Consider the following 22,911-nt stretch of genomic DNA (forward strand, 5'->3'; position numbering starts at 1 on the left):
GGCCGGATAGCTTCGATTTCTCTGCCGGGAGCCGCACACCGAACTAGTCTTCCGGCTATGTACCTTTCGATAGTCATGTGGGATCTGAAGAAGTCGGAAGCCACCGTGGAGAGCCTCCGCGGCTATCTGCGGGACTATGCCGTCGACGCGTACGCCGAGCTCGACGGCATGCGGCTCAAGGCCTGGTTCTCCGACACGCGGCGGCAGTTGTGGGGAGCCGTCTATCTGTGGGACCGGGCCGACCAGATGCCCGGCCTCTACAAGGTCAGCAAGGCCGTCGAACTCATCGGCTATCCGCCCACGTCGGTCGGCGGCTTCACGCTCGAAGCGACCACCGAGGGGAAGAGCGTGCACGAGACTCTGGCCGGTCTGGGCGTCGCGCTGGAGGGCGGGGAGGCCTGATCCGCGCGTGCTAACGTCTCCGCCGTGGCCAATCTCGACATCATCGAAGAACGTTCCGATCCCGCGGTTCAGCGGATCATCGATGTCACGAAGCATTCGAGGTCCGTCGTACGGACCGTGCTGATCGAGGACATCGAACCCCTTCTGCAGAGCATTCGCGCCGGTGTCGAGTTCACCGAGGTCTACGGTCTCGACACCGCGCCGCCGCCGGCCGAGCTGCTCGACATCTGCGAGAAGCGCGGAATCCGGGTCCGGCTGCTCGCCTCCGCAATCGCCAATCAGGTGTTCAAGGCCGAGAAGAAGCCGAAGCTTTTCGGTATCGCCAAGGTGCCGCGCCCCAGCCGTTTCAAGGATCTGACGGAGAAGACGGGCGACGTCATCCTGCTCGACGGCGTGAAGATCGTCGGCAACATCGGCGCCATCGTCCGCACCGCCTTCGCGCTCGGCGCCGCCGGCATCGTGCTCGTCGACAGCGACCTGCCGACCATCGCCGACCGGCGCCTGATCCGGGCCAGCCGGGGTTACGTGTTCTCCCTGCCGATCGTCCTCGCCTCCCGCGACGAGGCGCTGCAGCACCTGCGCGAGAGCGGCCTGCGCCCGATGGTCTTCGAGGCCGACGGCGACCACACGGTCGGCGACCTCGGCGCCATCGACGAGCGGATCGTCCTGATGTTCGGCAGCGAGAAGACCGGACCTTCCGGGGCGCTCACGGACATCGCGGCCGAATCGGTGTCGATCCCCATGAACCCGGCGGCGGAGTCGCTCAACGTCTCCGTCTCGGCCGGCATCGCGCTGCACGCGCGGGCCCGCCGCAACCTCGGCGCCTGATCGACGGATCGTCAACTCCGCGCCGTAGCAAGCGTTTTCCCATCCCCACCCCCCGTACGAACGCCTGTCCGACCCCTCGGGTACTGTGCGGTCGGTCAGGTGTCATGACCACGGATTAGGGGTGGGGACAACTTGAGATCGAGACGTCGAGCACGCAGTAAGACGGGGACTCGAATACGCCGTACGGCGATCGGCGCCGCCCTCGCGGGTGCCACGGTCCTCGCCTTCCAGGCGGCGGCGAACGGCGCCGGAGCCGGTGCCGGGAACGACGAGGGGGCCGCGGCCCCCGGTCTGTACAGCAACGCGGCCGCCAAGGGCGCCGCCCGCGCGAGCGAACTCCACAAGCTCGCGCTCACCGACAAGGGCAGCGGCGAAGCCGTGCTCTCGCAGCGCTCCACCGAGCCGTTCGGTCTGCTCGGTGTGTCCTGGACGAACCAGAGCGCGAAGATCAAGGGCACCATCGAGGCCCGCACCCGCAGCATCGAGACCGGTGAGTGGTCCGACTGGATCGAGCTGGAGCAGCACCCGGCGGGCATGGACGGCCACCGCGCCGGCGCCCCCGGCTCCACCGAGCCGGTCTGGGTCGGTGCCTCCGACGGCGCCGAGGTCCGGATCAGCGACGGTGCCGCCCGCGGCACCCTGCCCGCGGGCCTCAAGCTGAACATGGTCGACCCCGGCGGAGCCGGCGCGGTCGCCAAGAAGAGCGGCGACCTGGACGCGGCCCCGGCCGCCTTCGCCGTCGAGGACCCGCCGACCACGCCGCCGAGCGTGCCCGGCCCGCCGTCCACCGCGCCGCAGCCGAAGATCGTCACCCGCGCCGAGTGGGGCGGCCAGGCGATCGAGGACAAGACGCCCGAGCCGCCGCAGTACCTGCCCGGCGGGGCGATCAAGGCGGCCTTCGTCCACCACACGACGAGCGCGGACTACACCTGCGCCCAGTCGGCGACCGTGGTGCGCAGCATCCTCGACTACCACGTGGACGTCGAGAAGTGGCGCGACATCGGCTACAACTTCCTCGTCGACAAGTGCGGCACCGTCTTCGAGGGCCGCAAGGGCGGCATCGACCAGCCGGTGTACGGCGCACACACCTACGGCTGGAACGCGGAGTCGACCAGCGTCGCCTTCCTCGGCGACTTCACGAACCAGGCCGCCCCGGACGCCGCGCTCGCCTCGGCCTCCAAGGTCATCGCGTACAAGCTCGGCCAGTACGGGGTGAACCCGGCCGGCAAGGCCACGCTGACCGCCGGCGCCACGCAGACCAACTTCTTCGGGCAGTCGTTCACGGCCACGCAGACCTACTCGTTCGACGCGGTCTCCGGCCACCGCAACGGCTTCAACACCCAGTGCCCGGGCAACATGCTCTACCCGCAGCTGCCCACCATCCGCGGCTACGCGACCGGTTCCGTCAGCGGTCTGTCGATCACCTCGGTGGCCGGCGGCGCGACGAAGGCCGGCACGGGGTACGAGACGCCCGGCCCGGTCGCGCTGAACTGGACGACGAGCACCGCGAACACGTTCATCGACAAGTTCGAGCTCCTGGTCGACGGGCAGCCGGCGGCCACCACCGCCGGGTCCGCCCGCAGCTGGTCGACCACGCTCACCGGTTACGGCGACCACACCCTCGCCGTGCGCGGCACCCACACCTCCGGCAAGGTCACCACCTCGCCGGCGGTCACCGTGACCGTGCCCGGGCCGAAGACCTTCAAGCCGGTCGCCCCGACCCGTCTGATGGACACCCGCGCCGGTCTCGGCGTGCCGAAGGCCAAGGTCGGCCCCGGCCAGGAGGTCGTCCTCCAGGTCGCCGGCACGAACGGCATCCCCGCCACCGGCGTGGGCGCGGTCGTGCTCAACGTGACCGCGACCAACCCGACGGAGCCCAGCTTCGTCTCGGTCTACCCGAACGGCACCAACCGGTCGAGCGCCTCGAACCTCAACTTCGCGGCCGGCGTCACCATCCCGAACCTGGTGACCGTCCCCGTCGTCGACGGCAAGGTGCGCTTCTACAACAAGAACGGTTCCGTCGACCTGCTCGCCGACATCACCGGCTACTACGTCAAGGACACCACCGGCTCGACCCACCAGAACCTGGGTCCGCTGCGGCTGATGGACACCCGCTCCGGTCTCGGTGTGCCGAAGGCCAAGGTCGGCCCCGGCGGCGTCGCGTCGCTCCAGGTGACCGGCGTCCAGGGCGTCCCGGCCACCGGCGTGACGGCCGTGGTCCTGAACGTGACCGCGACCGCCCCGACGGCGGCCAGCTTCGTCTCCGTCTACCCGAGCGGTACGACCCGGGCGAGCGCCTCGAACCTGAACTTCCTCGCCGGCCAGACGATCCCGAACCTCGTGATCGTCCCGGTGGGCGCGGACGGCAAGGTGAACTTCTACAACAAGTCCGGTTCGGTGGACCTGCTCGCCGACATCACCGGCTACTTCAGCGCCGACACGGCGGGTGCCTCGCACATCAACCTCGGTCCGCTGCGGCTGATGGACACCCGTTCCGGCCTCGGCGTGCCGAAGGCCAAGGTCGGCCCCGACGGCGTCGTGTCGCTGCAGATCACCGGCGCCAACGGGGTGCCGGCGAGCGGTGTGACGGCCGTGGTCCTGAACGTGACCGCGACCGCCCCGACGGCGACCAGCTTCGTCTCCGTCTACCCGAGCGGTACGACCCGGGCGAGCGCGTCGAACCTCAACTTCACCGCCGGGCTGACCATCCCGAACCTCGTCGTCGTGCCGGTCGGCGCGGACGGCAAGGTCAGCTTCTACAACAAGTCCGGTTCGGTGGACCTGCTCGCCGACGTCACGGGCTACTTCGTCAAGTGACCTGATTCCAGGCCGCGTTCGGGCCCGTCTCCCTTCCGGGAGGCGGGCCCTTCGGCTTCTGCGGAAGCCCTGCGGAAGCCCTGCGGAAACCCTGCGGAAGCCTTTCTACGGCCGCCACACCCACGGCCGGGCGTCCGCGCCGAGGCCGACGACCGTGCCCGGGCCGTGCAGGACGGGCGCGGCACCGGCCGGGGCGGTGCCCCGGTCCCGGACCGCGAGGCGGCCGTCGCGCAGCAGCTGGACCCGGCCGCGCGGGTCGCGGCCGAGCAGCACGGGGCCGCGCGGACCCGGTGCGGCGGCCAGCGGCCCGTACCCCTCGAAGCGCGGCGCCGGGCCGGCCGAGGAGCGCAGCCGGCCGTCGGCGGGGGCGCGGTAGAAGACCTCGACACCGGCCGGGCCGGGCGCGGGGACGGCGGCGACCGGGTCGCCGGACAGCGGGAGCGGCGCGGCGGGGGAGCCGTCGACCCAGTGCCGTACGTGCTGGCGGCCCGCCGCGAGCAGACGCACCCGGCCCGCGGTGTCGACGAGCGCGGTCAGCCCGTCCTGCACCTCTTCCTGGTGAGGAAGCGGGCGCCACGGGCCCCAGGTGCCGTCCGCCGCCCGTACCCGCGTGGACACGCCCTGGTCCGCGTTCCGTACGAAGAGATGCACCCGGCCGTCCGGGGCGGCGACCGCCACCGGCGCGCCGATCCGGCGGCCCCGGTCGTCCCCGCGCTCCGGATTCCCCAGGCCCCGCCAGGCGAGGAACGGGCCGCCGGGGGAGCGCTGCTCCAGGAGCACCACCTCGCGCCGGTTCGCACCGCCGCGGCCGCTGAGTGCGGCGAGCCGTACGCCGAAGAGCAGGAGCCGCCCGTCGGGGAGCGTCGCCGGGGCGAGCGCCGGGGCCAGCGGGCCGCCGCCCAGGTCCTCCGGCTCCCCGAACACCCCGCTGCCGCGCGCGTCCTCGCGCCAGCGGACCGCGCGCAGGCCGAGCACCCCGTACGCGGCGAGCCGCCCGTCCGTCTCCTCGGCGACGGCCGGGCCGGCGGCCGGCCAGCGGTAGTGGGTGGCGCGCACCCAGCCCTTCCAGTTGGTCAGCGGGCGGTCCCCGCCGACGCCGTAGTCGCCGCAGCCGGAGGGGTTGCCGCAGTCCCAGGACGGATCGCCGCCGTACGGGACGAGGTGGGCGGCCTTCTCGGCGAGCACCCGCGGCGGCAGGTTCTTCGGCCAGTGCCGGTTGTAGTAGCCGCGGAAGGCGGTCGCGGTGAAGGCCGGCACCGGCCCGCCGTCCGCCGTGGCGTCGGCGACCCGGCGCAGCAGCGCCGCCCAGGTGAAGCAGGCCACCGCGGTGTGGTCGCCGTGGTCGGAGTAGCCCGGCTGCTCGCTGTCCCGCTGCCGGGTGGCCTCGGGGCTGTGCTGGATGTCCGGGTCAGGGTCGAGGGTGTGCACGACGGTGGGCCGGTAGGTGGCGAGCAGCCCGGCCAGGACCTCGATCAGCTGCCCGTGGTCGTAGGTGTCGGAGCGGGTGACCGGCGAGCCGGCGGACAGATGGGTGGTGAGTTCCAGGGCCCGGTCCTGCCACAGGGCGGGCAGCGCCATGTAGCGGCGCGGGGTGTGCATCGGCAGGTTGAGGAAGATCAGCTCGACCCGGCGGCCGCCGTGTTCGAGGACGTCGCGCTCGGCGTGCCGGCCGCCCGCGAGCTCGGCGGTCCCCTTCTGCCAGGCCGTGAACCGGTCCGTGCCGAGCAGCTCCGCGTACGCCTGGCGCAGGCCCTGGTGGCGGGCGGAGGAGTAGGCGGCCCGGTCGGGCGGGGTCTTGGGCATGCCCTTGATCAGGTTCTTGCCGTTGTGCTCGCCCGCCGTCACGTACACGCAGACCAGCGGCACCCCGGCGTCGAGCAGCCGCTGGGTGTCCGGGTTCATGAAGTACAGGTCGTCGTCCGGGTGCGCGGCGAACTGCATGAGCAGCGCCCGACGGCCGGTGGCGATCGGGCGGCCCGGGGCCGGATCGGCCGCGGCGGTGTGGCCGGGCGGGGCGGGTACGGAGCAGCCGGCGAGGGCCGCCGCCGCGGCGGCGGTGGCGAGCATCCTGCGCCGGGTCGGTCTGCTGTTGTCGTTCTCGTCCACCGGTCGTGCGTCCCCCGTGCGTGACTCTTCACCGTCGTGCCTGTGCCGTGCGGCTAGACGGATTTTCGAGCGCGCGGGTTCAGTGCGAGCCGGCGGAATCGCCGTGGTTGTCGTCGCCCAGCGGAACCGTCGCCCGTACCTCCATCGGCCCGTCGCCGCGCCGGGCGAGCAGCACGAGCTCGGTGATCCGGACGCTCATCGTCCCGAGCAGCTCCTCGCAGCTCGTGGCCAGGGCTGCGGGGTCGCGGCTGCGGCCGAGGGACAGATGCGGGGTGTACGGGCGGGAGTCGACGCACCGCGGGAACCGCTCCTCCAGCGCCTCCCGCAGCCGCAGCCACGGCTCCGAACCGCGCGCGGCCGGGTCGAGCCACACGGTGGCGTCCGTACGGTGCCGGAACCACCGCACCCCGTGCAGCCGCGCCCGGAACGGCGGGACGGTCCGCAGGGCCGCCGCGACCAGCGGGATCGCCCGCAGGAAGTCGGACTCGGGCACGAACCCGTACACGACGTTGACGTGCGGCGGCCAGCGCCCGATCTGCCGGTCGTGGACCCGCCGGATGCTCTGGATCGGCTCCCACAGCCCGTGCGGCGGCAGCCAGGCCACGGCCGTCCGGTACGTGGGCGGCACGGCCAGCACCTCGGCGTGGACCCGGCCCGCCGCGGACGTGCCGAGCCGGTCGAGCCCGGTCGCCCGGTCCCAGACGAGCTCCCCGTCCGCCTCGAAGAACACCACCCGGTGCCACGGGATCTCCCCGCCGGGCACGAAGTCCACGAGGTCCATGCGCTTCGGGCCCGCGCCGCCCCGCTCGGCGATCCCCATCACGAACCGCTCGGCGTCGAGCCGCGGGTCCCACACCACCCGGTGGTAGACGTCGTCGCTGGTGCGCATACTCCGCCTCTGCCCGGATTCCCCCGGTCACGAACTGATCAAGAGGCCTGACCTGCCTCTTCCGCCCGTCGGGCGGCGTGAGAACGTCCGGATCGCATCACGCGTCACGCAGTACAGGGGTGGGGAACAGAACATGAGCGACAAGCCGTCGGACAGACCGTCGGTCTCGGACGAGGAATGGGCCTCCTTCGTGGAGGCCGCGAAGGAACAGGGCCTCGGCACGGAGGCCCAGGCCCGGGCCCTGCGCAAGGCGAAGCCGCCGAAGCCGCCGAAGCGGCCGAAGGCGCCGAAGCGCCAGGAGCCGGCGGGCTGGCGCACCGGCCCGGCCTGGCAGGAGATGAACGGCCGCGCCGCCCGCAAGCGCAAGGCCAAGGCCGTCCTCGGCGTCGCCCTGGTGGCAGCCCTCGCCCTCGTCGCCGTACGCCCCCAGCTGGTCACCGCCCTCCTCCCGGACGACGTCACCTCCGCCCTGCCGTCCTCCTGGACGGACCACCCGGAGGACACGACACCGCTGGCGGCGGAGACGGCGGCCCCGACCGCACCCCCGGAGCCGGTCGACCCGCACCGCCCGACCCTGAAGGAGCCCTTCAGGGGCTCCCCGGCGGTGCGGTGGGCGGACGGGGCCGCGGGTATCGAGCTTCCGCCGGCGAAGGCGACGGGCTGGATGTCGAAGACGCAGGTCGAGGCGGCCCTGAAGAAGTCCAGGGAGTTCCTGGTCGCGGCGAACCTGGACCCGAAGGTGCTCCAGGGCGGCCGGCCGGACGCGGCGCTGAAGCTGATCGACCCGACCCAGAAGGGTGTCCGTACCCAGTTGGAGGGCTGGCTGGCCAAGCCGACCGACGCGAACGACCCCAAGACGGTGTTCAGCCGCTTCAGCCCGGTGGAGGTCAAGCCGGCCGGCACCGTCGTGAAGGTCCGGGGCCGGATGAGCGTGGCGGCGGGCAAGGGCAAGAAGGCGGGCACGGTCGAGGTGAGCGCCGACTACACCTTCGTCTACCCGCTCCTGAAGGCCGGGCCGGGCGCGGACGAGGTCGCCCGTACGATCGTCCGCCGCGAGATGACCTTCGTCTTCTACGACCCCGCGCGCTACCAGGTCAGCAGCGGCAAGGTCGTCATCGGCGACTGGATGTCGGACTACGGCAACAGCTCCTGCGAGCGGGACGGCGACGGCTTCCTTCACCCGGAGTTCGAGTCCGACCTCCGGACCGGCCCCGTGCCCGGCACCACGGGCCCGGCCACAGACCCGTACGACCGCAGCAAGCCGATCGACCGCCATCGGACTGCCGGCTGCGGCACCGTCACGCGTTCCTGAGGGGGAACACCATGGGATGGGACTACGACGGGCACAACGGCGGCAACCAGAGCCCCGCCGCCCGCATCGCCTCCGGCGCCGTCGGCATCGTCGTGGCCGCCGGCCTCGCCGTGCTGGTGCTGCGGCCCGAGCTGATGCCGTGGCGGGACGCGGAGGACACGACTCCGCTGGCCGCCGAGACCGGCCGGCCGAGCGCCGCGCCCTCCGCGGAGGCGTTCCCGGACCTGCCGACGCTCCGGGAGCCGTTCCGGGGCTCCCCGGCGGTGCGGTGGGCGGACGGGGCCGCCGGGATCGAGCCGCCGGCCGCCAGGGCCACCGGCTGGATGTCGAAGGCGCAGGTCGAGGCCGCGCTGCGGCGGACCAAGGAGTTCCTGGTCGCCGCCAACCTGGACCCCGCCGTCCTCAAGGGCGGCAAGCCGGCCGCGGCGCTGCGGCTGATCGACCCGAAGCAGCCGGACGTCCGGGCCGAGCTGGAGAAATCGCTGACGGCGCCGACCGAGACGAACGACCCGACCTCGCTCTTCACCCGCTTCGGCCCCGGCGAGATCCGCCCGGTCGGCACGGTCGTGAAGACCCGGGGCCGGATGACCGTCGAGGAGGGCAAGGGCAAGGACGCCGGGAACGTGATCGTCCGCACCGACTACACCTTCGTCTACCCGGTGGTGAAGACCGCGCCGGGCTCCGACGAGGTGGCCCGCACGATCGTGCGCCGCACCCTGGTCGTGGCGCTGCCGGACCCGGAGAAGTTCGAGGCGACCCCGGGCAAGCTGTCGCTCTGGGAGTGGAACGCCGACCTCGGCAACAGCGCCTGCGACGTCTTCGACGGCTTCCTCCACCCCCAGTTCGACTCCGACCTCGCGACCGACCCGGACGCGACCCCGGCGGGCCCGGAGCAGGACCCGTACGACCGGAGCAAGGACCTGGGCGACGCCTCCCAGGAATGCGGCACCGTGTCCCGCACCTGACTCGTCACTCAGTCCCAGAGGCGGCCGAGCGCGAGGAGGCGGTCGCGGTACTCCAGCACCTCGGTCCATTCGTCCGGCCAGAACTTGGGCCCGTTCAGCGCTCCGGCGAAAGCGCCGGCGAGGGCGGCGATCGAGTCGGAGTCGCCGGAGGAGTGTGCCCCTCGCTGGATCGGGGCGCGGCGGTAGCCGTCGACGACGAGGAGGCAGTACAGAGCCGTCGCGAGGGCCTCTTCGGCCACCCAGCCGGCCCCGACGGCCTGGCTCGGGTCCATGTCCCGGTCAGGGGCGCGGAGTGCTTCGGCCACCTTGTCGAGGGCGCCGAGGCATTCGTCCCATCCGAACGCGATGTACGTCGCGGGGTCCGGAGCTCCTGCCTTGCGTGACAGGTCCCCGAGCCAGTCGCCGTGGTACTTCCGGCGCGACTGCAGCGCGTAGAGGCGCAGCTGAGTGAGGAGGTCGTCCAGGGCGCAGCCGTGGGCGAGCAGCCAGACGGCGTGGGCCGTCAGGTCGCTGGCCGCGAGCGCGGTCGGGTGGCCGTGCGTCATGGCCGCCTGCAACTGGGCGATGCCCGAGCGCTGCTCGGCCGTCAGACCGGGTACGAGCGCTACCGGGGCCACCCGCATGTTCGCGCCGCAGCCCTTGGAGCTGATCACCGTGGCGTCCTGCCATGGGATGCCCCGCTCCAGTGCGGCACAGGCGTTCAGGCAGGTCTGCCCGGGGGCCCGGTTGTTGTCCGGCGAGTGCAGCCAGGTCACCAGGTGCCTGCGCAGGGCCGCTTCGACCTGGGCGGGGGTGAGGGACTGTGCCGCTCCCCAGGCTCCGCCTGTCACGCGGGGACTCGTGGTGATCTCCGCCAGGGCCTCCCCGACGGCCAGCGTCATCTGGGTGTCGTCGGTGACCCGTACGACGCCGTCCGAGGAGAGGGGCATCTCCATCCTGTGCCAGGGGCCGAACGTGGTCTTGATCTGCTCCATGGTCATGAACTCGGTGGGGTAACCCATGGCGTCACCGAAGGCCAGGCCGAGCAGCACCGCGGCCGAGGCGCGCCAGGGACGCTCCCGAGGGGCGTAACCGGCGAGGTCGTCGATCGCGCCGGAATTGGGAGCCACGGAGAGCGAGCCCGGGACGATGTCGCTGGAGCCGGGAGGGTTTCCGATCATCTCGATCAGCGCCTCCGACGGAGTGAGGTCACGCGCCCTGGCGTCATCCAGCCGGTCGTCCCACCAGCCACCCTGATGGGGATCGGCCCTCAACGGAACCCAGCGTGCCGCCGACTCCGCGTCGTTGATCCACAGATAGCCGATCACCTTGCCGGTGGCATCGGAGACAGTGACACTTTGGACGGGCTTATTCGTTTGAGTGGCGTATCGCGGACGTCCTCCTGACGAAATCAGGGGACCTTCGTCCTCGTAGCTCGGGCTCACCCTCCGATTCACGAATCGACGTTCTTCTTTTCCGGTGTTCATTCCAGGATCCCTTCTCAATTACCGGGCAGGACTTCTCCGTAGATGTGCCACTGGCCGCTTGCGTCCTCGAATCCCCGCGTCACCTTGTACTGAATGCCGCGCCCCAGCACCAGCTCTCGCTCGCCCATGCCGAAATAGCCGACCTTCTCCACCCACAGTGCGGGGGTTCCCTTGGGGACGCGCAAGTACAGGATCCCCGGCTTGCTCCCGAAGGCGGCATTGCCGAGTGAGGTGGACATGTAGGCCGGTTCGGTCATGACCTCCCCGACGAGCTTGTGATGACGTTCGACGCCCAGGTGGCTCACTCCCTGCCCGCGCGCGACCATGACATCCTCCGACAGCGGGCGGCCTGCCAGCGCCCTGTCCATCTCTTCGATGTTGCGGAGGACGTCGGGCGTTCCCAGTTCGGTATCACCCCGGAGGTATCCGTTGATCTCCCTGTAGGTGGCGTAATGGGGATCCGGGGAAATCCCCCCGGGCTCCCGGGTGTAGTCGAGGACTGATTTACGGGTCGGTTCCGGAAGGCTCTCCGCGTAGTCGTTCCAGTTCTCTCTGCCGTAGGCAATCGCCGCATCGTTGTCCGGGAACTTCACCGCCCCGTCGCCGAGCTCCGCTACTGCTACGTTGTGCTGCTCCGCGGGGCTGAGTGTGCGGAACTCGTCCGCCGAGACATGGGGCTCGTACGTGAAGCCGCCGTTGCCGTGTCCCGCAGCCAGGTCGTCCCACTTGTTGGCGGCCGGGACGTCGTCCAGCAGGCCGGTCGGACCCGGGGTGTCGATCGTCCAGCTCTTGGGCAGACCGGAGACCGCCTGCTCGGCCGGCCCGGCGGTGGGCGGCGGGTGGGCGGCCGCGTTGTCCGCCCAGGAGGGCGGGGACGGCGGGTGGGGCGGGTGGGGCGGGGTGGTGGCGAGGTCGTCGCCGTACTTCGCTCCCTTCGTCGCCAGGTTCGTCGCCCCGGTCTCCAGGCCCTCCTTGGCCGCGAGGCGCAGGCCGCCGCGGGCGAGGCCGGTGCCCTTCGTGCCGAAGAGCTCGGGGATGAGGCGGCCGAAGAATTCGCCACGGTCCTTGTTGAAGCTCTCCACCGCGGCCGTCACCGCGCGATCGGGGTGGGCCGCGGTGGACACCAGACCGGAGAGCGTCATCGAGACGTTCTGCAGGTACGCGGCGGGGTGCGTCACGTTGTAGGCGTCCATGGGGTTGAGGCCCCGGACGAAGTTGAGCAGCCCCGCGGTCCCCTTGAGGGCGCCGCCCACCACATGGTTCAGCTCCAGGTTGTACGCCTGGAAGCCGTCCGCCAGGTCGCCGCCCAGGCGGTCGAGCGGTGGCGGTTCGGCGGGGGCGTGGGCCAGGGCCCGCTCGACCCTGGCCTCGGCCTCGGTCGCGGCGGTGTTCCGCTGCTCGCGGGCGTCGGAGAGCCGGGCCCTGGCCTCCGCGATGACCGTCTCGGCGGCCTTGCCGGCCTCGTGGGCCGCGGTGACCGTCGCGTCCGTGGCCCCCTTGGCCGCCGCGGCGGCCTTCGCCTCGTCCGAGACGCGTCGGCCCTCCCGGTACATCTCGACGGCCTCGCTCGCCCGGCCCTGCGCCCACCGCACCGCGTCGGCATAGGCCTCCAGGGCCGCGGCGGCCGTCTCGCAGGCGTCCGCCGCGTGCAGCCACTTCGTGGGGTGGACGCCGAACTTCTCGCGGAAGGCGTCGCCGCCCAGGCCCTTCCAGCGCGAGGAGTCGACCTTCCGCATGCCCTGGCCGACCTTCTCGAAGGCCGCCCGGAAGTCCTTGAGGTGGGCCGCGCTCGCGAGGATCTTCGCGGGGTCGCCGCGGACGAGCTCGTTCGCGTCCTCCGTCTGGCCGAGCTGCTTCTCGCCGGGGGTCGCGCCGAGGTCCGACGCGAAGCCGTCGCCCCAGTCGGTGACCACGTCGGCCGCCTTGTGGAGGCCGTACGCGTCGAGGCGCTCCCCGGTCTGGTCGGTCACCCAATCGACGGTCTCGCCCAGCGCCCTCTTGCCGGAGTCGACGCCGTCCTCGATGGCCCCGAGGCCGCCGTCGACGCCGTCCTTGATGCCCTTGCCGAGGTCTCCGAGTCCGTCGAGCAGCCCGCCCATCAGCCCGCTCCGCCGCTCTGCTGCGGCGGCACCTGCTGCTGGGCGGCGGCCCGCTCCTCCGCGGACGGGCCGAACGTGTCGTCGAGCATCTGCTCGTACTCGGCATCGGAGACCCCGAGGGAGGAGTGCACGTTCTGCGGGTTCACGCCGGGCACGCCGACCGTGCTGGAGGTCATCACATCGCGCCCGGCGTCCTTCCACCCCTGGGCCGAGTTGTCCCACGCCTGCTCGAAGGACTCACGGCTGTAGTCGGCCCCGCCGTACGCCCCGGACGAGGCGATGTCGCGCCAGCCCTGCTGTGTGACCTCGTCCTCGGAGGCGTACGGGTTCCCGATGGCCGCGTTGGTCACGATCTTGAACGTGCCCTCCACGTACTGCTCGTTCTCGTGGTACGTACCGGCCGACAGTCCCGCCTTCACGGCGAACCCGTTGCCCTCGGCGATCAGGGCGCGCACGCCCCACTCCCAGCGCTCGCAGAACGACGAGAACTTCTCCGTCAGCCCCTCGTGGCCCAGATCCAGACCGGACAGTTCGATCTCGCCGAAGCCGCGGCCCGCCCCCGCCGTGCCGACCGAGCCGAGCTCCCTGAGCTCGCTCAGGGCCAGCGTCAGTCCCTTCGCGATCTCGTCGAGACCGCTCGCGGCCAGCTCCTCGCCGCCCTGGCCCCCGCCCACGCCGTCGCCGCCCCCGCTCACCGTGCCGCTCCGGTGACGCCCGCGTCCCCGTCCAGCGCCGCCGCGTCCGGAACGACCCCGGCCACCGGCGGGAAGAGCACCGCGTGCTCCGCGCCGTCCGCCACGTCCAGGGCCACGCCGCACGGCACCCCCGCACGCGGCACGGCCGCGTCCAGCAACCGCGCCCCGGGCACCGTCTCGTACTCCCACGCCGTGCCGGCCTCGCCCCTGGCGAGCGCGTACCGGGCCAGCGCCGGCTCGTCGGAGAACGCGAGGATCCAGCGCACGCCGCCGAAGTCGACGGTCAGCCAGGAGCCGTCCCGGCGCGGCACCAGCACCGCCGTCTCCCGGAAGAGACCGAGGACCGCGGCGAACTCGCGCCGAAGGGATTCCCCGTCAGGTGGGGAGGACCCCTGCCGGGCCGGTGCCCGCACACCCTGCGGTGCGGAGGTCATGTCTGCGATGTCGGCCAGCCGGGACCGCCGTTTCGGCGTGTCCGGGGCGCCCCCGGAGTTGATCACCGCGCCACCCTGGCACAGGCGCGGCGGCGCGCCCGACCCCGGGTTTGATCTGCGTCACGTCCGGGGTACAGTCTTCGCCCCGATTGGCGGCCGGAAGGCCCCGTATGGCAGACTGTCGGGGTTGCTCGGTTGAGTACCGATGCTGCGCGCCTCCCGCCGGGAGGACCGGAAGCGAGTCCCACAGTACTCGTCGACCCCCTGCGGGTCGGACGTACGGGAATCTTCCGGGAAGCGTGGGCGGGGCCTCAGCCAGGCGCCCGGTGGTGTTCTGCACCCGCCACGCGGTATGGCCCGCACCCCCTTGGTTGGGAAATCCCTATGGGAGATCTTCGTAGAGGGAGCGCGACACGCCCGACCGCGTGGGTCGGAGACAGAGCGCTGGACCGCCGGGTTCCAGAGCGTTACTACGACAAAGGACTACTGAGTAGCCATGGCGGGACAGAAGATCCGCATCCGGCTCAAGGCCTACGACCACGAGGTCATCGACTCCTCGGCGAAGAAGATCGTCGAGACGGTGACCCGCACTGGTGCGTCGGTCGCGGGCCCGGTGCCGCTGCCCACTGAGAAGAACGTGTACTGCGTCATCAAGTCGCCGCACAAGTACAAGGACTCGCGCGAGCACTTCGAGATGCGCACGCACAAGCGCCTCATCGACATCCTCGACCCCACGCCGAAGACGGTTGACTCGCTGATGCGTCTCGACCTGCCGGCTGGCGTCGACATCGAGATCAAGCTCTGAGGTGACGCGCGAGATGGCTAAGAACATCAAGGGCATCCTGGGCGAGAAGCTCGGCATGACGCAGGTCTGGGACGAGAACAACCGGGTCGTCCCGGTGACCGTCGTCAAGGCCGGCCCGAATGTCGTGACCCAGGTGCGTACGAACGACGTCGACGGCTACGAGTCGGTCCAGATCGCCTTCGGCGAGATCGACCCGCGCAAGGTGAACAAGCCCCTCAAGGGCCACTTCGCCAAGGCCGACGTCACCCCGCGCCGTCACCTCGTCGAGATCCGTACCGCTGACGCCAGCGAGTACAGCCTCGGCCAGGAGATCACCGCCGAGGTCTTCGAGGCGGGCATCAAGGTCGACGTGACCGGCAAGAGCAAGGGCAAGGGCTTCGCCGGTGCCATGAAGCGCCACAACTTCCGTGGTGGCAAGGCGTCCCACGGTGCCCACCGTGTGCACCGCAAGCCGGGTTCGATCGGTGGCTGCGCCACCCCGGGCCGCGTTTTCAAGGGCATGCGCATGGCCGGCCGCATGGGCAACGAGCGCGTGACCACCCAGAACCTGACCGTTCACGCCGTTGACGCGGAGAAGGGCCTGCTGCTCATCAAGGGCGCGGTTCCTGGTCCGAACGGCGGCCTCGTCCTGGTCCGCACCGCGGCCAAGGGGGCCTGAGGATATGAGCACCATTGACATTCTGTCGCCCTCCGGCGACAAGACCGGGACCGTCGAGCTCCCGGCCGAGATCTTCGACGCCAAGATCAGCATCCCGCTGATCCACCAGGTCGTCGTCGCGCAGCTGGCCGCGGCCCGTCAGGGCACGCACAAGACCAAGACGCGTGGCGAGGTCCGTGGTGGTGGCAAGAAGCCTTACCGCCAGAAGGGCACCGGCCGCGCCCGTCAGGGTTCGACCCGCGCCCCGCAGTTCGCCGGTGGTGGCGTCGTGCACGGTCCCGTGCCGCGTGACTACTCGCAGCGGACCCCGAAGAAGATGAAGGCCGCCGCCCTCCGCGGTGCCCTCTCCGACCGGGCGAACCACTCCCGTATCCACGTCGTCACCGGCGTGGTCGAGGGTGGCATCTCCACCAAGGCCGCCAAGACGCTGTTCGGCAAGATCTCGGAGCGCAAGAACCTGCTCCTGGTCGTCGAGCGCTCCGACGAGGCCGCGTGGCTGTCCGCCCGCAACCTGCCCCAGGTGCACATCCTGGAGCCGGGCCAGCTGAACACGTACGACGTGATGCGATCCGACGACGTGGTCTTCACCCAGGCCGCCCTCGAGTCCTTCGTGTCTGGCCCCAAGGCCGTTGAGACCGAAGGGAGCGAGGCCTGATGTCCGAGGCCACGATCACCAGCAAGACCTTCACGGACCCGCGCGACGTCCTCGTCAAGCCGGTTGTCTCCGAGAAGAGCTACGCGCTGCTCGACGAGAACAAGTACACGTTCATCGTCGCGCCCGGCGCCAACAAGACCCAGATCAAGCAGGCCGTCGAGGCGGTCTTCTCGGTCAAGGTCACCGGGGTCAACACGATCAACCGCCAGGGCAAGCGCAAGCGCACCCGCACCGGTTTCGGCAAGCGTGCGAACACCAAGCGCGCCATCGTGACCCTCGCTGAGGGCAACCGAATCGACATCTTCGGCGGCCCGACCGCCTGACGGCGGTCGAGTCGTCCGATATCGGACGAGGACTGAGAAATGGGTATCCGCAAGTACAAGCCGACTACGCCGGGCCGTCGTGGCTCCTCCGTAGCCGACTTCGTCGAGATCACGCGGTCCACGCCGGAGAAGTCGCTGGTCCGCCCCCTGCACAGCAAGGGCGGCCGTAACAACACCGGTCGTGTGACCGTCCGTCACCAGGGCGGTGGCCACAAGCGCGCCTACCGTGTGATCGACTTCCGTCGCCACGACAAGGACGGCGTGCCGGCCAAGGTCGCTCACATCGAGTACGACCCCAACCGCACCGCGCGCATCGCGCTGCTCCACTACGCGGACGGCGAGAAGCGCTACATCATCGCTCCCAAGGGTCTGACGCAGGGTGACCGCGTCGAGAACGGCCCGGGCGCGGACATCAAGCCCGGCAACAACCTGGCGCTCCGCAACATCCCGGTCGGTACCACGATCCACGCGATCGAGCTCCGTCCCGGTGGCGGCGCCAAGTTCGCCCGGTCCGCCGGTGCCTCCGTGCAGCTGCTTGCGAAGGAGGGCACCATGGCCCACCTCCGCATGCCGTCCGGCGAGATCCGTCTGGTCGACGCCCGCTGCCGCGCCACCATCGGTGAGGTCGGCAACGCCGAGCAGTCGAACATCAACTGGGGCAAGGCCGGCCGCAAGCGCTGGCTGGGCGTCCGCCCGACCGTTCGCGGTGTGGCGATGAACCCGGTTGACCACCCGCACGGTGGTGGTGAGGGCAAGACCTCCGGTGGTCGTCACCCGGTCTCCCCGTGGGGTCAGAAGGAGGGTCGTACTCGTTCGCCGAAGAAGGCTTCGAACAAGTACATCGTCCGCCGCCGCAAGACGAACAAGAAGCGCTAGGAGCGGGTTTAGATGCCGCGCAGTCTCAAGAAGGGACCCTTCGTCGACGGCCACCTCATCAAGAAGGTGGACGCCCAGAACGAAGCCGGTACCAAGAACGTCATCAAGACCTGGTCCCGTCGCTCGATGATCGTCCCGGCCATGCTCGGCCACACGATCGCGGTGCACAACGGCAAGACCCACGTCCCGGTGTTCGTCACCGAGTCGATGGTCGGGCACAAGCTCGGCGAGTTCTCGCCGACGCGCACCTTCCGGGGTCACGTCAAGGAAGACCGGAAGTCGAAGCGCCGCTAGTAGCGGATCGCATTCAGACACGTAAGTAACTGAGAGGGACAACCATGGAAGCCAGGGCCCAGGCGCGGTACATCCGCGTTACGCCCATGAAGGCCCGCCGCGTGGTGGACCTTATCCGTGGCATGGACGCCACGGAGGCTCAGGCTGTTCTGCGATTCGCTCCGCAGGCAGCCTCCGTGCCGGTCGGCAAGGTGCTCGACAGCGCCATCGCCAACGCCGCGCACAACTACGACCACACGGACGCCTCTTCGCTGTTCATCAGCGAGGCGTTCGTCGACGAGGGTCCGACCCTGAAGCGGTTCCGTCCGCGTGCCCAGGGCCGTGCCTACCGGATCCGCAAGCGGACCAGCCACATCACCGTGGTCGTCAGCAGCAAGGAAGGAACCCGGTAATGGGCCAGAAGGTTAACCCGCATGGGTTCCGGCTCGGCATCACCACGGACTTCAAGTCCCGCTGGTACGCCGACAAGCTGTACAAGGACTACGTCAAGGAAGACGTCGCCATCCGTCGGATGCTGACGTCCGGCATGGAGCGCGCCGGCATCTCGAAGGTTGAGATCGAGCGCACCCGTGACCGTGTCCGCGTGGACATCCACACCGCTCGCCCGGGCATTGTCATCGGTCGCCGTGGCGCCGAGGCCGACAAGATCCGCGGCCAGCTGGAGAAGCTGACCGGCAAGCAGGTTCAGCTGAACATCCTCGAGGTCAAGAACCCCGAGGTCGACGCTCAGCTGGTGGCCCAGGCCGTCGCCGAGCAGCTGTCCTCCCGCGTCTCCTTCCGTCGGGCCATGCGCAAGAGCATGCAGTCCGCCATGAAGGCCGGCGCCAAGGGCATCAAGATCCAGTGTGGTGGCCGTCTCGGCGGCGCCGAGATGTCCCGCTCGGAGTTCTACCGCGAGGGTCGTGTGCCGCTGCACACGCTGCGCGCGAACGTCGAGTACGGCTTCTTCGAGGCCAAGACGACCTTCGGCCGCATCGGCGTGAAGGTCTGGATCTACAAGGGCGACGTCAAGAACATCGCCGAGGTCCGCGCCGAGAACGCTGCTGCCCGCGCCGGCAACCGCCCGGCCCGTGGCGGCGCCGACCGCCCGGCCCGTGGTGGCCGCGGTGGCGAGCGTGGCGGTCGCGGTCGCAAGCCGCAGCAGGCTCCCGCTGCCGAGGCCCCCAAGGCCGACGCCGCCGCCGCTCCGGCTGCTGAGAGCACCGGAACGGAGGCCTGACCGAAATGCTGATCCCCCGTAGGGTCAAGCACCGCAAGCAGCACCACCCGAAGCGCAACGGTATGTCCAAGGGTGGCACGCAGGTTGCGTTCGGCGAGTACGGCATTCAGGCCCTCACCCCGGCCTACGTGACCAACCGCCAGATCGAGGCCGCGCGTATCGCGATGACCCGCCACATCAAGCGTGGCGGCAAGGTCTGGATCAACATCTACCCGGACCGTCCGCTCACGAAGAAGCCTGCCGAGACCCGCATGGGTTCCGGTAAGGGTTCCCCGGAGTGGTGGATCGCGAACGTCAAGCCCGGTCGGGTGATGTTCGAGCTGTCCTACCCGAACGAGAAGATCGCGCGTGAGGCTCTGACTCGTGCGGCTCACAAGCTGCCGATGAAGTGCAAGATCGTTAAGCGCGAGGCAGGTGAGCTGTGATGTCGGCCGGTACCAAGGCGTCCGAGCTGCGCGAGCTGGGCAACGAGGAGCTTGTTGGCAAGCTCCGCGAGGCCAAGGAAGAGCTGTTCAACCTCCGCTTCCAGGCGGCGACGGGCCAGCTCGAGAACCACGGTCGGCTCAAGTCCGTCCGTAAGGACATCGCCCGGATCTACACCCTGATGCGTGAGCGCGAGCTGGGCATCGAGACGGTGGAGAACGCCTGATGAGCGAGAACAACGTGACTGAAGAGCGCAACGCCCGCAAGGTCCGTGAGGGCCTCGTCGTCAGCGACAAGATGGACAAGACCGTCGTCGTCGCTGTCGAGGACCGCGTCAAGCACGCGCTGTACGGCAAGATCATCCGCCGTACCAACAAGCTCAAGGCTCACGACGAGCAGAACCAGGCCGGCGTCGGCGACCGCGTCCTCCTCATGGAGACGCGCAAGCTGTCCGCCACGAAGCACTGGCGCGTCGTCGAGATCCTCGAGAAGGCCAAGTAATTAATCCGAGGGGCTTCCCCCTCGGGTTCGTTCCGCCAGGCTCCGCCGGGGTCCGAGAGATCGGCCCCCGGCGGGGAACCGGCAGACAAATCAGGAGATAGACGTGATCCAGCAGGAGTCGCGACTTCGCGTCGCCGACAACACTGGTGCCAAGGAGATCCTTTGCATCCGTGTTCTCGGTGGTTCGGGTCGCCGCTACGCGGGCATCGGTGACGTCATCGTCGCCACCGTCAAGGACGCGATCCCCGGTGGCAACGTGAAGAAGGGTGACGTCGTCAAGGCGGTCATCGTTCGCACCGTCAAGGAGCGCCGCCGCCAGGACGGCTCGTACATCCGCTTCGACGAGAACGCCGCTGTCATTCTGAAGAACGACGGCGACCCTCGCGGCACCCGTATCTTCGGCCCGGTCGGCCGTGAGCTGCGCGAGAAGAAGTTCATGAAGATCATCTCGCTCGCGCCGGAGGTGCTGTAAGCATGAAGATCAAGAAGGGCGACCTGGTTCAGGTCATCACCGGCAAGGACAAGGGCAAGCAGGGCAAGGTCATCGCGGCCATGCCGGCTGAGAACCGCGTCCTGGTCGAGGGTGTCAACCGGGTCAAGAAGCACACCAAGGCCGGCCCGAACCAGGCCGGCGGCATCGTGACCACCGAGGCTCCGGTCCACGTCTCCAACGTCCAGCTGGTCGTGGAGAAGGACGGCAAGAAGGTCGTCACGCGTGTCGGTTACCGCTTCGACGACGAGGGCAACAAGATCCGCGTTGCCAAGCGGACGGGTGAGGACATCTGATGGCTACCACCACTCCGCGTCTCAAGACGAAGTACCGCGAGGAGATCGCGGGCAAGCTGCGTGACGAGTTCAAGTACGAGAACGTCATGCAGATCCCCGGCCTCGTGAAGATCGTGGTCAACATGGGTGTCGGTGACGCCGCCCGTGACTCGAAGCTGATCGAGGGCGCGATCCGCGACCTCACCACGATCACCGGCCAGAAGCCGGCCGTCACCAAGGCCCGCAAGTCCATCGCGCAGTTCAAGCTGCGTGAGGGCCAGCCCATCGGTGCCCACGTCACGCTCCGTGGCGACCGCATGTGGGAGTTCCTGGACCGCACCCTGTCGCTCGCGCTGCCGCGCATCCGCGACTTCCGCGGCCTGTCCCCGAAGCAGTTCGACGGCCGTGGCAACTACACCTTCGGTCTCACGGAGCAGGTCATGTTCCACGAGATCGACCAGGACAAGATCGACCGCGTCCGGGGTATGGACATCACCGTGGTCACCACGGCGACCAACGACGACGAGGGCCGTGCCCTTCTGCGTCACCTCGGCTTCCCGTTCAAGGAGGCGTAAGCGAGATGGCGAAGAAGGCTCTCATCGCGAAGGCTGCCCGCAAGCCCAAGTTCGGTGTGCGTGCGTACACCCGCTGCCAGCGCTGCGGCCGCCCTCACTCCGTGTACCGCAAGTTCGGCCTCTGCCGCGTGTGCCTTCGTGAGATGGCTCACCGTGGCGAGCTGCCGGGCGTGACCAAGAGCTCCTGGTAATTCCCCTTCGCCCACTGGGCGTTGGAGAACACCGGAGTCTCTCGGTAAGCATTGGGCTGGCGGAGGCCCTTCTCTTCATGCCGTAGGCTTGAAGGGTTGGGCGTCCGCCGCCCGTACGACTTACTACGCCGTAGGTCCACCGCACCGCACCCGCCCCGTCTCGGATCGGGGAGAGGGATGGTGCACCAGGAAACCCCGGCGAGAGAGGCCGAAGGCCAATTCATGACCATGACTGATCCGATCGCAGACATGCTCACGCGTCTGCGTAACGCGAACTCGGCGTACCACGACTCCGTGACGATGCCGCACAGCAAGATCAAGTCGCACATCGCGGAAATCCTCCAGCAGGAGGGCTTCATCACCGGCTGGAAGGTCGAGGACGCCGAGGTCGGCAAGAACCTCGTGCTCGACCTCAAGTTCGGTCCGAACCGTGAGCGCTCCATCGCGGGCATCAAGCGGATCTCGAAGCCGGGCCTCCGGGTTTACGCGAAGTCCACCAACCTGCCGAAGGTCCTCGGCGGCCTGGGCGTGGCGATCATCTCCACGTCCCACGGTCTCCTGACCGGCCAGCAGGCGCAGAAGAAGGGCGTGGGTGGGGAAGTCCTCGCCTACGTCTGGTAGTCGGGAACGGAGGAAAAGCTATGTCTCGCATTGGCAAGCTCCCCATCCCGGTTCCCGCCGGCGTGGACGTCACCATCGAGGGCCGCACGGTCACCGTCAAGGGCTCCAAGGGCTCCCTGACGCACACCGTCGCCGCTCCGATCGAGATCGTTAAGGGCGAGGACGGCGTTCTCAACGTCACCCGTCCGAACGACGAGCGTCAGAACAAGGCCCTGCACGGCCTGTCCCGCACGCTGGTGGCCAACATGATCACCGGTGTGACCCAGGGGTACACGAAGGCGCTCGAGATCAGCGGTGTCGGTTACCGCGTTGCCGCGAAGGGCTCCAACCTGGAGTTCCAGCTCGGCTACAGCCACCCGATCCTGGTGGAGGCCCCCGAGGGCATCTCCTTCAAGGTCGAGTCGCCGACCAAGTTCTCGGTCGAGGGCATCGACAAGCAGAAGGTCGGCGAGGTCGCCGCCAACATCCGCAAGCTGCGCAAGCCCGACCCGTACAAGGCCAAGGGTGTCAAGTACGCGGGCGAGGTCATCCGCCGCAAGGTCGGAAAGGCTGGTAAGTAAGCCATGGCATACGGTGTCAAGATCGCCAAGGGCGACGCTTACAAGCGCGCTGCGAAGGCGCGCCGTCACCTGCGCATCCGCAAGAACGTGTCGGGTACGGCGGAGCGTCCGCGCCTCGTCGTGACGCGTTCGAACCGCGGCATCACCGCGCAGGTCATCGACGACCTCAAGGGTCACACCCTGGCGTCGGCGTCCCACCTGGACGCCTCCGTCCGCGGTGGCGAGGGCTCGAAGTCCTCGCAGGCCCAGCAGGTCGGCGCCCTGGTCGCCGAGCGCGCCAAGGCCGCCGGTGTCGAGGCCGTCGTGTTCGACCGTGGTGGCAACAGGTACGCCGGGCGCATTGCCGCTCTGGCTGACGCCGCCCGCGAAGCCGGGCTGAAGTTCTAAGCCCCGGTTCCGGGACTAACGGACGTAACAGAGAGAGGTATTCCA

At 69.7% G+C, this 22,911-nt stretch carries 29 protein-coding genes; 23 read left to right on the forward strand and 6 right to left on the reverse strand.

Annotated features, from left to right (window positions below; genetic code table 11):
* Positions 1-57: 57 nt before the first annotated feature.
* The 3 genes from KV205_RS11375 to KV205_RS11385 all read left to right on the forward strand — a co-directional run bounded on the left by KV205_RS11375 (position 58) and on the right by KV205_RS11385 (position 4,047).
* Positions 58-402, forward strand: a complete 345-nt coding sequence (locus KV205_RS11375) for a hypothetical protein (RefSeq protein ID WP_265864033.1) — start codon at positions 58-60, stop codon at positions 400-402.
* A gap of 24 nt (positions 403-426) precedes the next feature.
* Entirely contained in the window at positions 427-1,230 is an 804-nt protein-coding gene (gene nshR / locus KV205_RS11380; protein WP_265864034.1) for an NshR/TsnR family 23S rRNA methyltransferase, read from the forward strand.
* 132 nt (positions 1,231-1,362) lie between these two features.
* On the forward strand, positions 1,363-4,047 hold the full coding sequence (locus tag KV205_RS11385; RefSeq protein ID WP_265864035.1) for an N-acetylmuramoyl-L-alanine amidase: 2,685 nt from the start codon (positions 1,363-1,365) through the stop codon (positions 4,045-4,047).
* A gap of 105 nt (positions 4,048-4,152) precedes the next feature.
* Here KV205_RS11385 and KV205_RS11390 read toward each other — a convergent pair whose 3' ends face one another.
* Together KV205_RS11390 and KV205_RS11395 are read right to left on the reverse strand one after the other, a co-directional pair.
* Entirely contained in the window at positions 4,153-6,114 is a 1,962-nt protein-coding gene (locus KV205_RS11390; protein ID WP_265864083.1) for a PIG-L family deacetylase, read from the reverse strand.
* Positions 6,115-6,232: 118 nt separating this feature from the next.
* Entirely contained in the window at positions 6,233-7,042 is an 810-nt protein-coding gene (locus tag KV205_RS11395) for an RNA repair domain-containing protein (protein WP_374214657.1), read from the reverse strand.
* Positions 7,043-7,175: 133 nt separating this feature from the next.
* On the opposite strand from KV205_RS11395, the gene KV205_RS11400 reads away from it, so the two are divergent.
* Together KV205_RS11400 and KV205_RS11405 are read left to right on the forward strand one after the other, a co-directional pair.
* Entirely contained in the window at positions 7,176-8,354 is a 1,179-nt protein-coding gene (locus KV205_RS11400) for a hypothetical protein (RefSeq protein ID WP_265864036.1), read from the forward strand.
* 11 nt (positions 8,355-8,365) lie between these two features.
* Positions 8,366-9,319, forward strand: coding sequence for a hypothetical protein (locus KV205_RS11405; protein WP_265864037.1), 954 nt, complete (start codon positions 8,366-8,368; stop codon positions 9,317-9,319).
* Positions 9,320-9,327: 8 nt separating this feature from the next.
* Here KV205_RS11405 and KV205_RS11410 read toward each other — a convergent pair whose 3' ends face one another.
* The 4 genes from KV205_RS11410 to KV205_RS11425 all read right to left on the reverse strand — a co-directional run bounded on the left by KV205_RS11410 (position 9,328) and on the right by KV205_RS11425 (position 14,013).
* Complete coding sequence (locus tag KV205_RS11410) at positions 9,328-10,479, reverse strand: ADP-ribosylglycohydrolase family protein (protein ID WP_265864038.1); 1,152 nt, start codon at positions 10,477-10,479, stop codon at positions 9,328-9,330.
* A gap of 320 nt (positions 10,480-10,799) precedes the next feature.
* Entirely contained in the window at positions 10,800-12,884 is a 2,085-nt protein-coding gene (locus tag KV205_RS11415) for a putative T7SS-secreted protein (RefSeq protein ID WP_265864039.1), read from the reverse strand.
* Positions 12,884-13,579, reverse strand: a complete 696-nt coding sequence (locus KV205_RS11420) for a hypothetical protein (RefSeq protein WP_265864040.1) — start codon at positions 13,577-13,579, stop codon at positions 12,884-12,886. Before KV205_RS11420 ends, KV205_RS11415 begins: the two co-directional genes overlap by 1 nt.
* Positions 13,576-14,013, reverse strand: coding sequence for a hypothetical protein (locus KV205_RS11425; protein ID WP_265864041.1), 438 nt, complete (start codon positions 14,011-14,013; stop codon positions 13,576-13,578). Before KV205_RS11425 ends, KV205_RS11420 begins: the two co-directional genes overlap by 4 nt.
* A 496-nt stretch (positions 14,014-14,509) precedes the next feature.
* On the opposite strand from KV205_RS11425, the gene rpsJ reads away from it, so the two are divergent.
* From rpsJ to rplR, 18 genes are all read left to right on the forward strand, one after another.
* A complete protein-coding gene (rpsJ, locus tag KV205_RS11430; protein WP_003948644.1) occupies positions 14,510-14,818 on the forward strand; it encodes a 30S ribosomal protein S10 in 309 nt (102 codons plus the stop codon).
* Positions 14,819-14,831: 13 nt separating this feature from the next.
* Positions 14,832-15,476: a 50S ribosomal protein L3 gene (gene rplC / locus KV205_RS11435; RefSeq protein ID WP_265864042.1), complete on the forward strand. Its 645-nt coding sequence runs from the start codon at positions 14,832-14,834 to the stop codon at positions 15,474-15,476.
* Positions 15,477-15,480: 4 nt separating this feature from the next.
* On the forward strand, positions 15,481-16,131 hold the full coding sequence (gene rplD, locus KV205_RS11440) for a 50S ribosomal protein L4 (RefSeq protein ID WP_265864043.1): 651 nt from the start codon (positions 15,481-15,483) through the stop codon (positions 16,129-16,131).
* On the forward strand, positions 16,131-16,454 hold the full coding sequence (rplW, locus tag KV205_RS11445) for a 50S ribosomal protein L23 (protein ID WP_265864044.1): 324 nt from the start codon (positions 16,131-16,133) through the stop codon (positions 16,452-16,454). The genes rplD and rplW overlap by 1 nt, the downstream gene beginning before the upstream one ends.
* A gap of 39 nt (positions 16,455-16,493) precedes the next feature.
* Positions 16,494-17,330 carry a 50S ribosomal protein L2 gene (rplB, locus tag KV205_RS11450; RefSeq protein WP_030494254.1) on the forward strand — a complete coding sequence of 279 codons (837 nt, stop codon included), beginning with the start codon at positions 16,494-16,496 and terminating at the stop codon, positions 17,328-17,330.
* 12 nt (positions 17,331-17,342) lie between these two features.
* Positions 17,343-17,624 carry a 30S ribosomal protein S19 gene (gene rpsS / locus KV205_RS11455; protein ID WP_265864046.1) on the forward strand — a complete coding sequence of 94 codons (282 nt, stop codon included), beginning with the start codon at positions 17,343-17,345 and terminating at the stop codon, positions 17,622-17,624.
* 44 nt (positions 17,625-17,668) lie between these two features.
* The gene (gene rplV, locus KV205_RS11460) at positions 17,669-18,016 is read left to right on the forward strand and encodes a 50S ribosomal protein L22 (protein WP_030359020.1); all 348 of its coding nucleotides are present in this window, start codon (positions 17,669-17,671) and stop codon (positions 18,014-18,016) included.
* A complete protein-coding gene (rpsC, locus tag KV205_RS11465) occupies positions 18,016-18,843 on the forward strand; it encodes a 30S ribosomal protein S3 (RefSeq protein ID WP_128985132.1) in 828 nt (275 codons plus the stop codon). The genes rplV and rpsC overlap by 1 nt, the downstream gene beginning before the upstream one ends.
* 5 nt (positions 18,844-18,848) lie before the next feature.
* Positions 18,849-19,268, forward strand: coding sequence for a 50S ribosomal protein L16 (rplP, locus tag KV205_RS11470; RefSeq protein ID WP_030494257.1), 420 nt, complete (start codon positions 18,849-18,851; stop codon positions 19,266-19,268).
* Positions 19,268-19,492, forward strand: coding sequence for a 50S ribosomal protein L29 (gene rpmC, locus KV205_RS11475; RefSeq protein ID WP_265864047.1), 225 nt, complete (start codon positions 19,268-19,270; stop codon positions 19,490-19,492). Before rplP ends, rpmC begins: the two co-directional genes overlap by 1 nt.
* Positions 19,492-19,767 (forward strand): 30S ribosomal protein S17, encoded by a 276-nt coding sequence (gene rpsQ / locus KV205_RS11480; protein ID WP_265864048.1) that lies wholly within the window; start codon positions 19,492-19,494, stop codon positions 19,765-19,767. Before rpmC ends, rpsQ begins: the two co-directional genes overlap by 1 nt.
* A 103-nt stretch (positions 19,768-19,870) precedes the next feature.
* Positions 19,871-20,239: a 50S ribosomal protein L14 gene (gene rplN / locus KV205_RS11485; RefSeq protein ID WP_003956455.1), complete on the forward strand. Its 369-nt coding sequence runs from the start codon at positions 19,871-19,873 to the stop codon at positions 20,237-20,239.
* A 2-nt stretch (positions 20,240-20,241) separates the two neighbouring features.
* Positions 20,242-20,553: a 50S ribosomal protein L24 gene (gene rplX / locus KV205_RS11490; protein ID WP_030494259.1), complete on the forward strand. Its 312-nt coding sequence runs from the start codon at positions 20,242-20,244 to the stop codon at positions 20,551-20,553.
* Entirely contained in the window at positions 20,550-21,107 is a 558-nt protein-coding gene (gene rplE, locus KV205_RS11495; RefSeq protein ID WP_265864084.1) for a 50S ribosomal protein L5, read from the forward strand. The genes rplX and rplE overlap by 4 nt, the downstream gene beginning before the upstream one ends.
* A gap of 5 nt (positions 21,108-21,112) precedes the next feature.
* Positions 21,113-21,298: a type Z 30S ribosomal protein S14 gene (locus KV205_RS11500; RefSeq protein ID WP_003956452.1), complete on the forward strand. Its 186-nt coding sequence runs from the start codon at positions 21,113-21,115 to the stop codon at positions 21,296-21,298.
* 222 nt (positions 21,299-21,520) lie between these two features.
* Positions 21,521-21,919: a 30S ribosomal protein S8 gene (gene rpsH / locus KV205_RS11505; protein ID WP_041130779.1), complete on the forward strand. Its 399-nt coding sequence runs from the start codon at positions 21,521-21,523 to the stop codon at positions 21,917-21,919.
* Positions 21,920-21,939: 20 nt separating this feature from the next.
* Complete coding sequence (gene rplF / locus KV205_RS11510) at positions 21,940-22,479, forward strand: 50S ribosomal protein L6 (RefSeq protein ID WP_265864050.1); 540 nt, start codon at positions 21,940-21,942, stop codon at positions 22,477-22,479.
* 3 nt (positions 22,480-22,482) lie between these two features.
* On the forward strand, positions 22,483-22,866 hold the full coding sequence (gene rplR, locus KV205_RS11515; RefSeq protein ID WP_169088486.1) for a 50S ribosomal protein L18: 384 nt from the start codon (positions 22,483-22,485) through the stop codon (positions 22,864-22,866).
* The last annotated feature ends 45 nt before the right edge of the window (positions 22,867-22,911 follow it).

It is taken from the genome of Streptomyces sp. SKN60 (assembly GCF_026236535.1).
Taxonomy (GTDB): domain Bacteria; phylum Actinomycetota; class Actinomycetes; order Streptomycetales; family Streptomycetaceae; genus Streptomyces.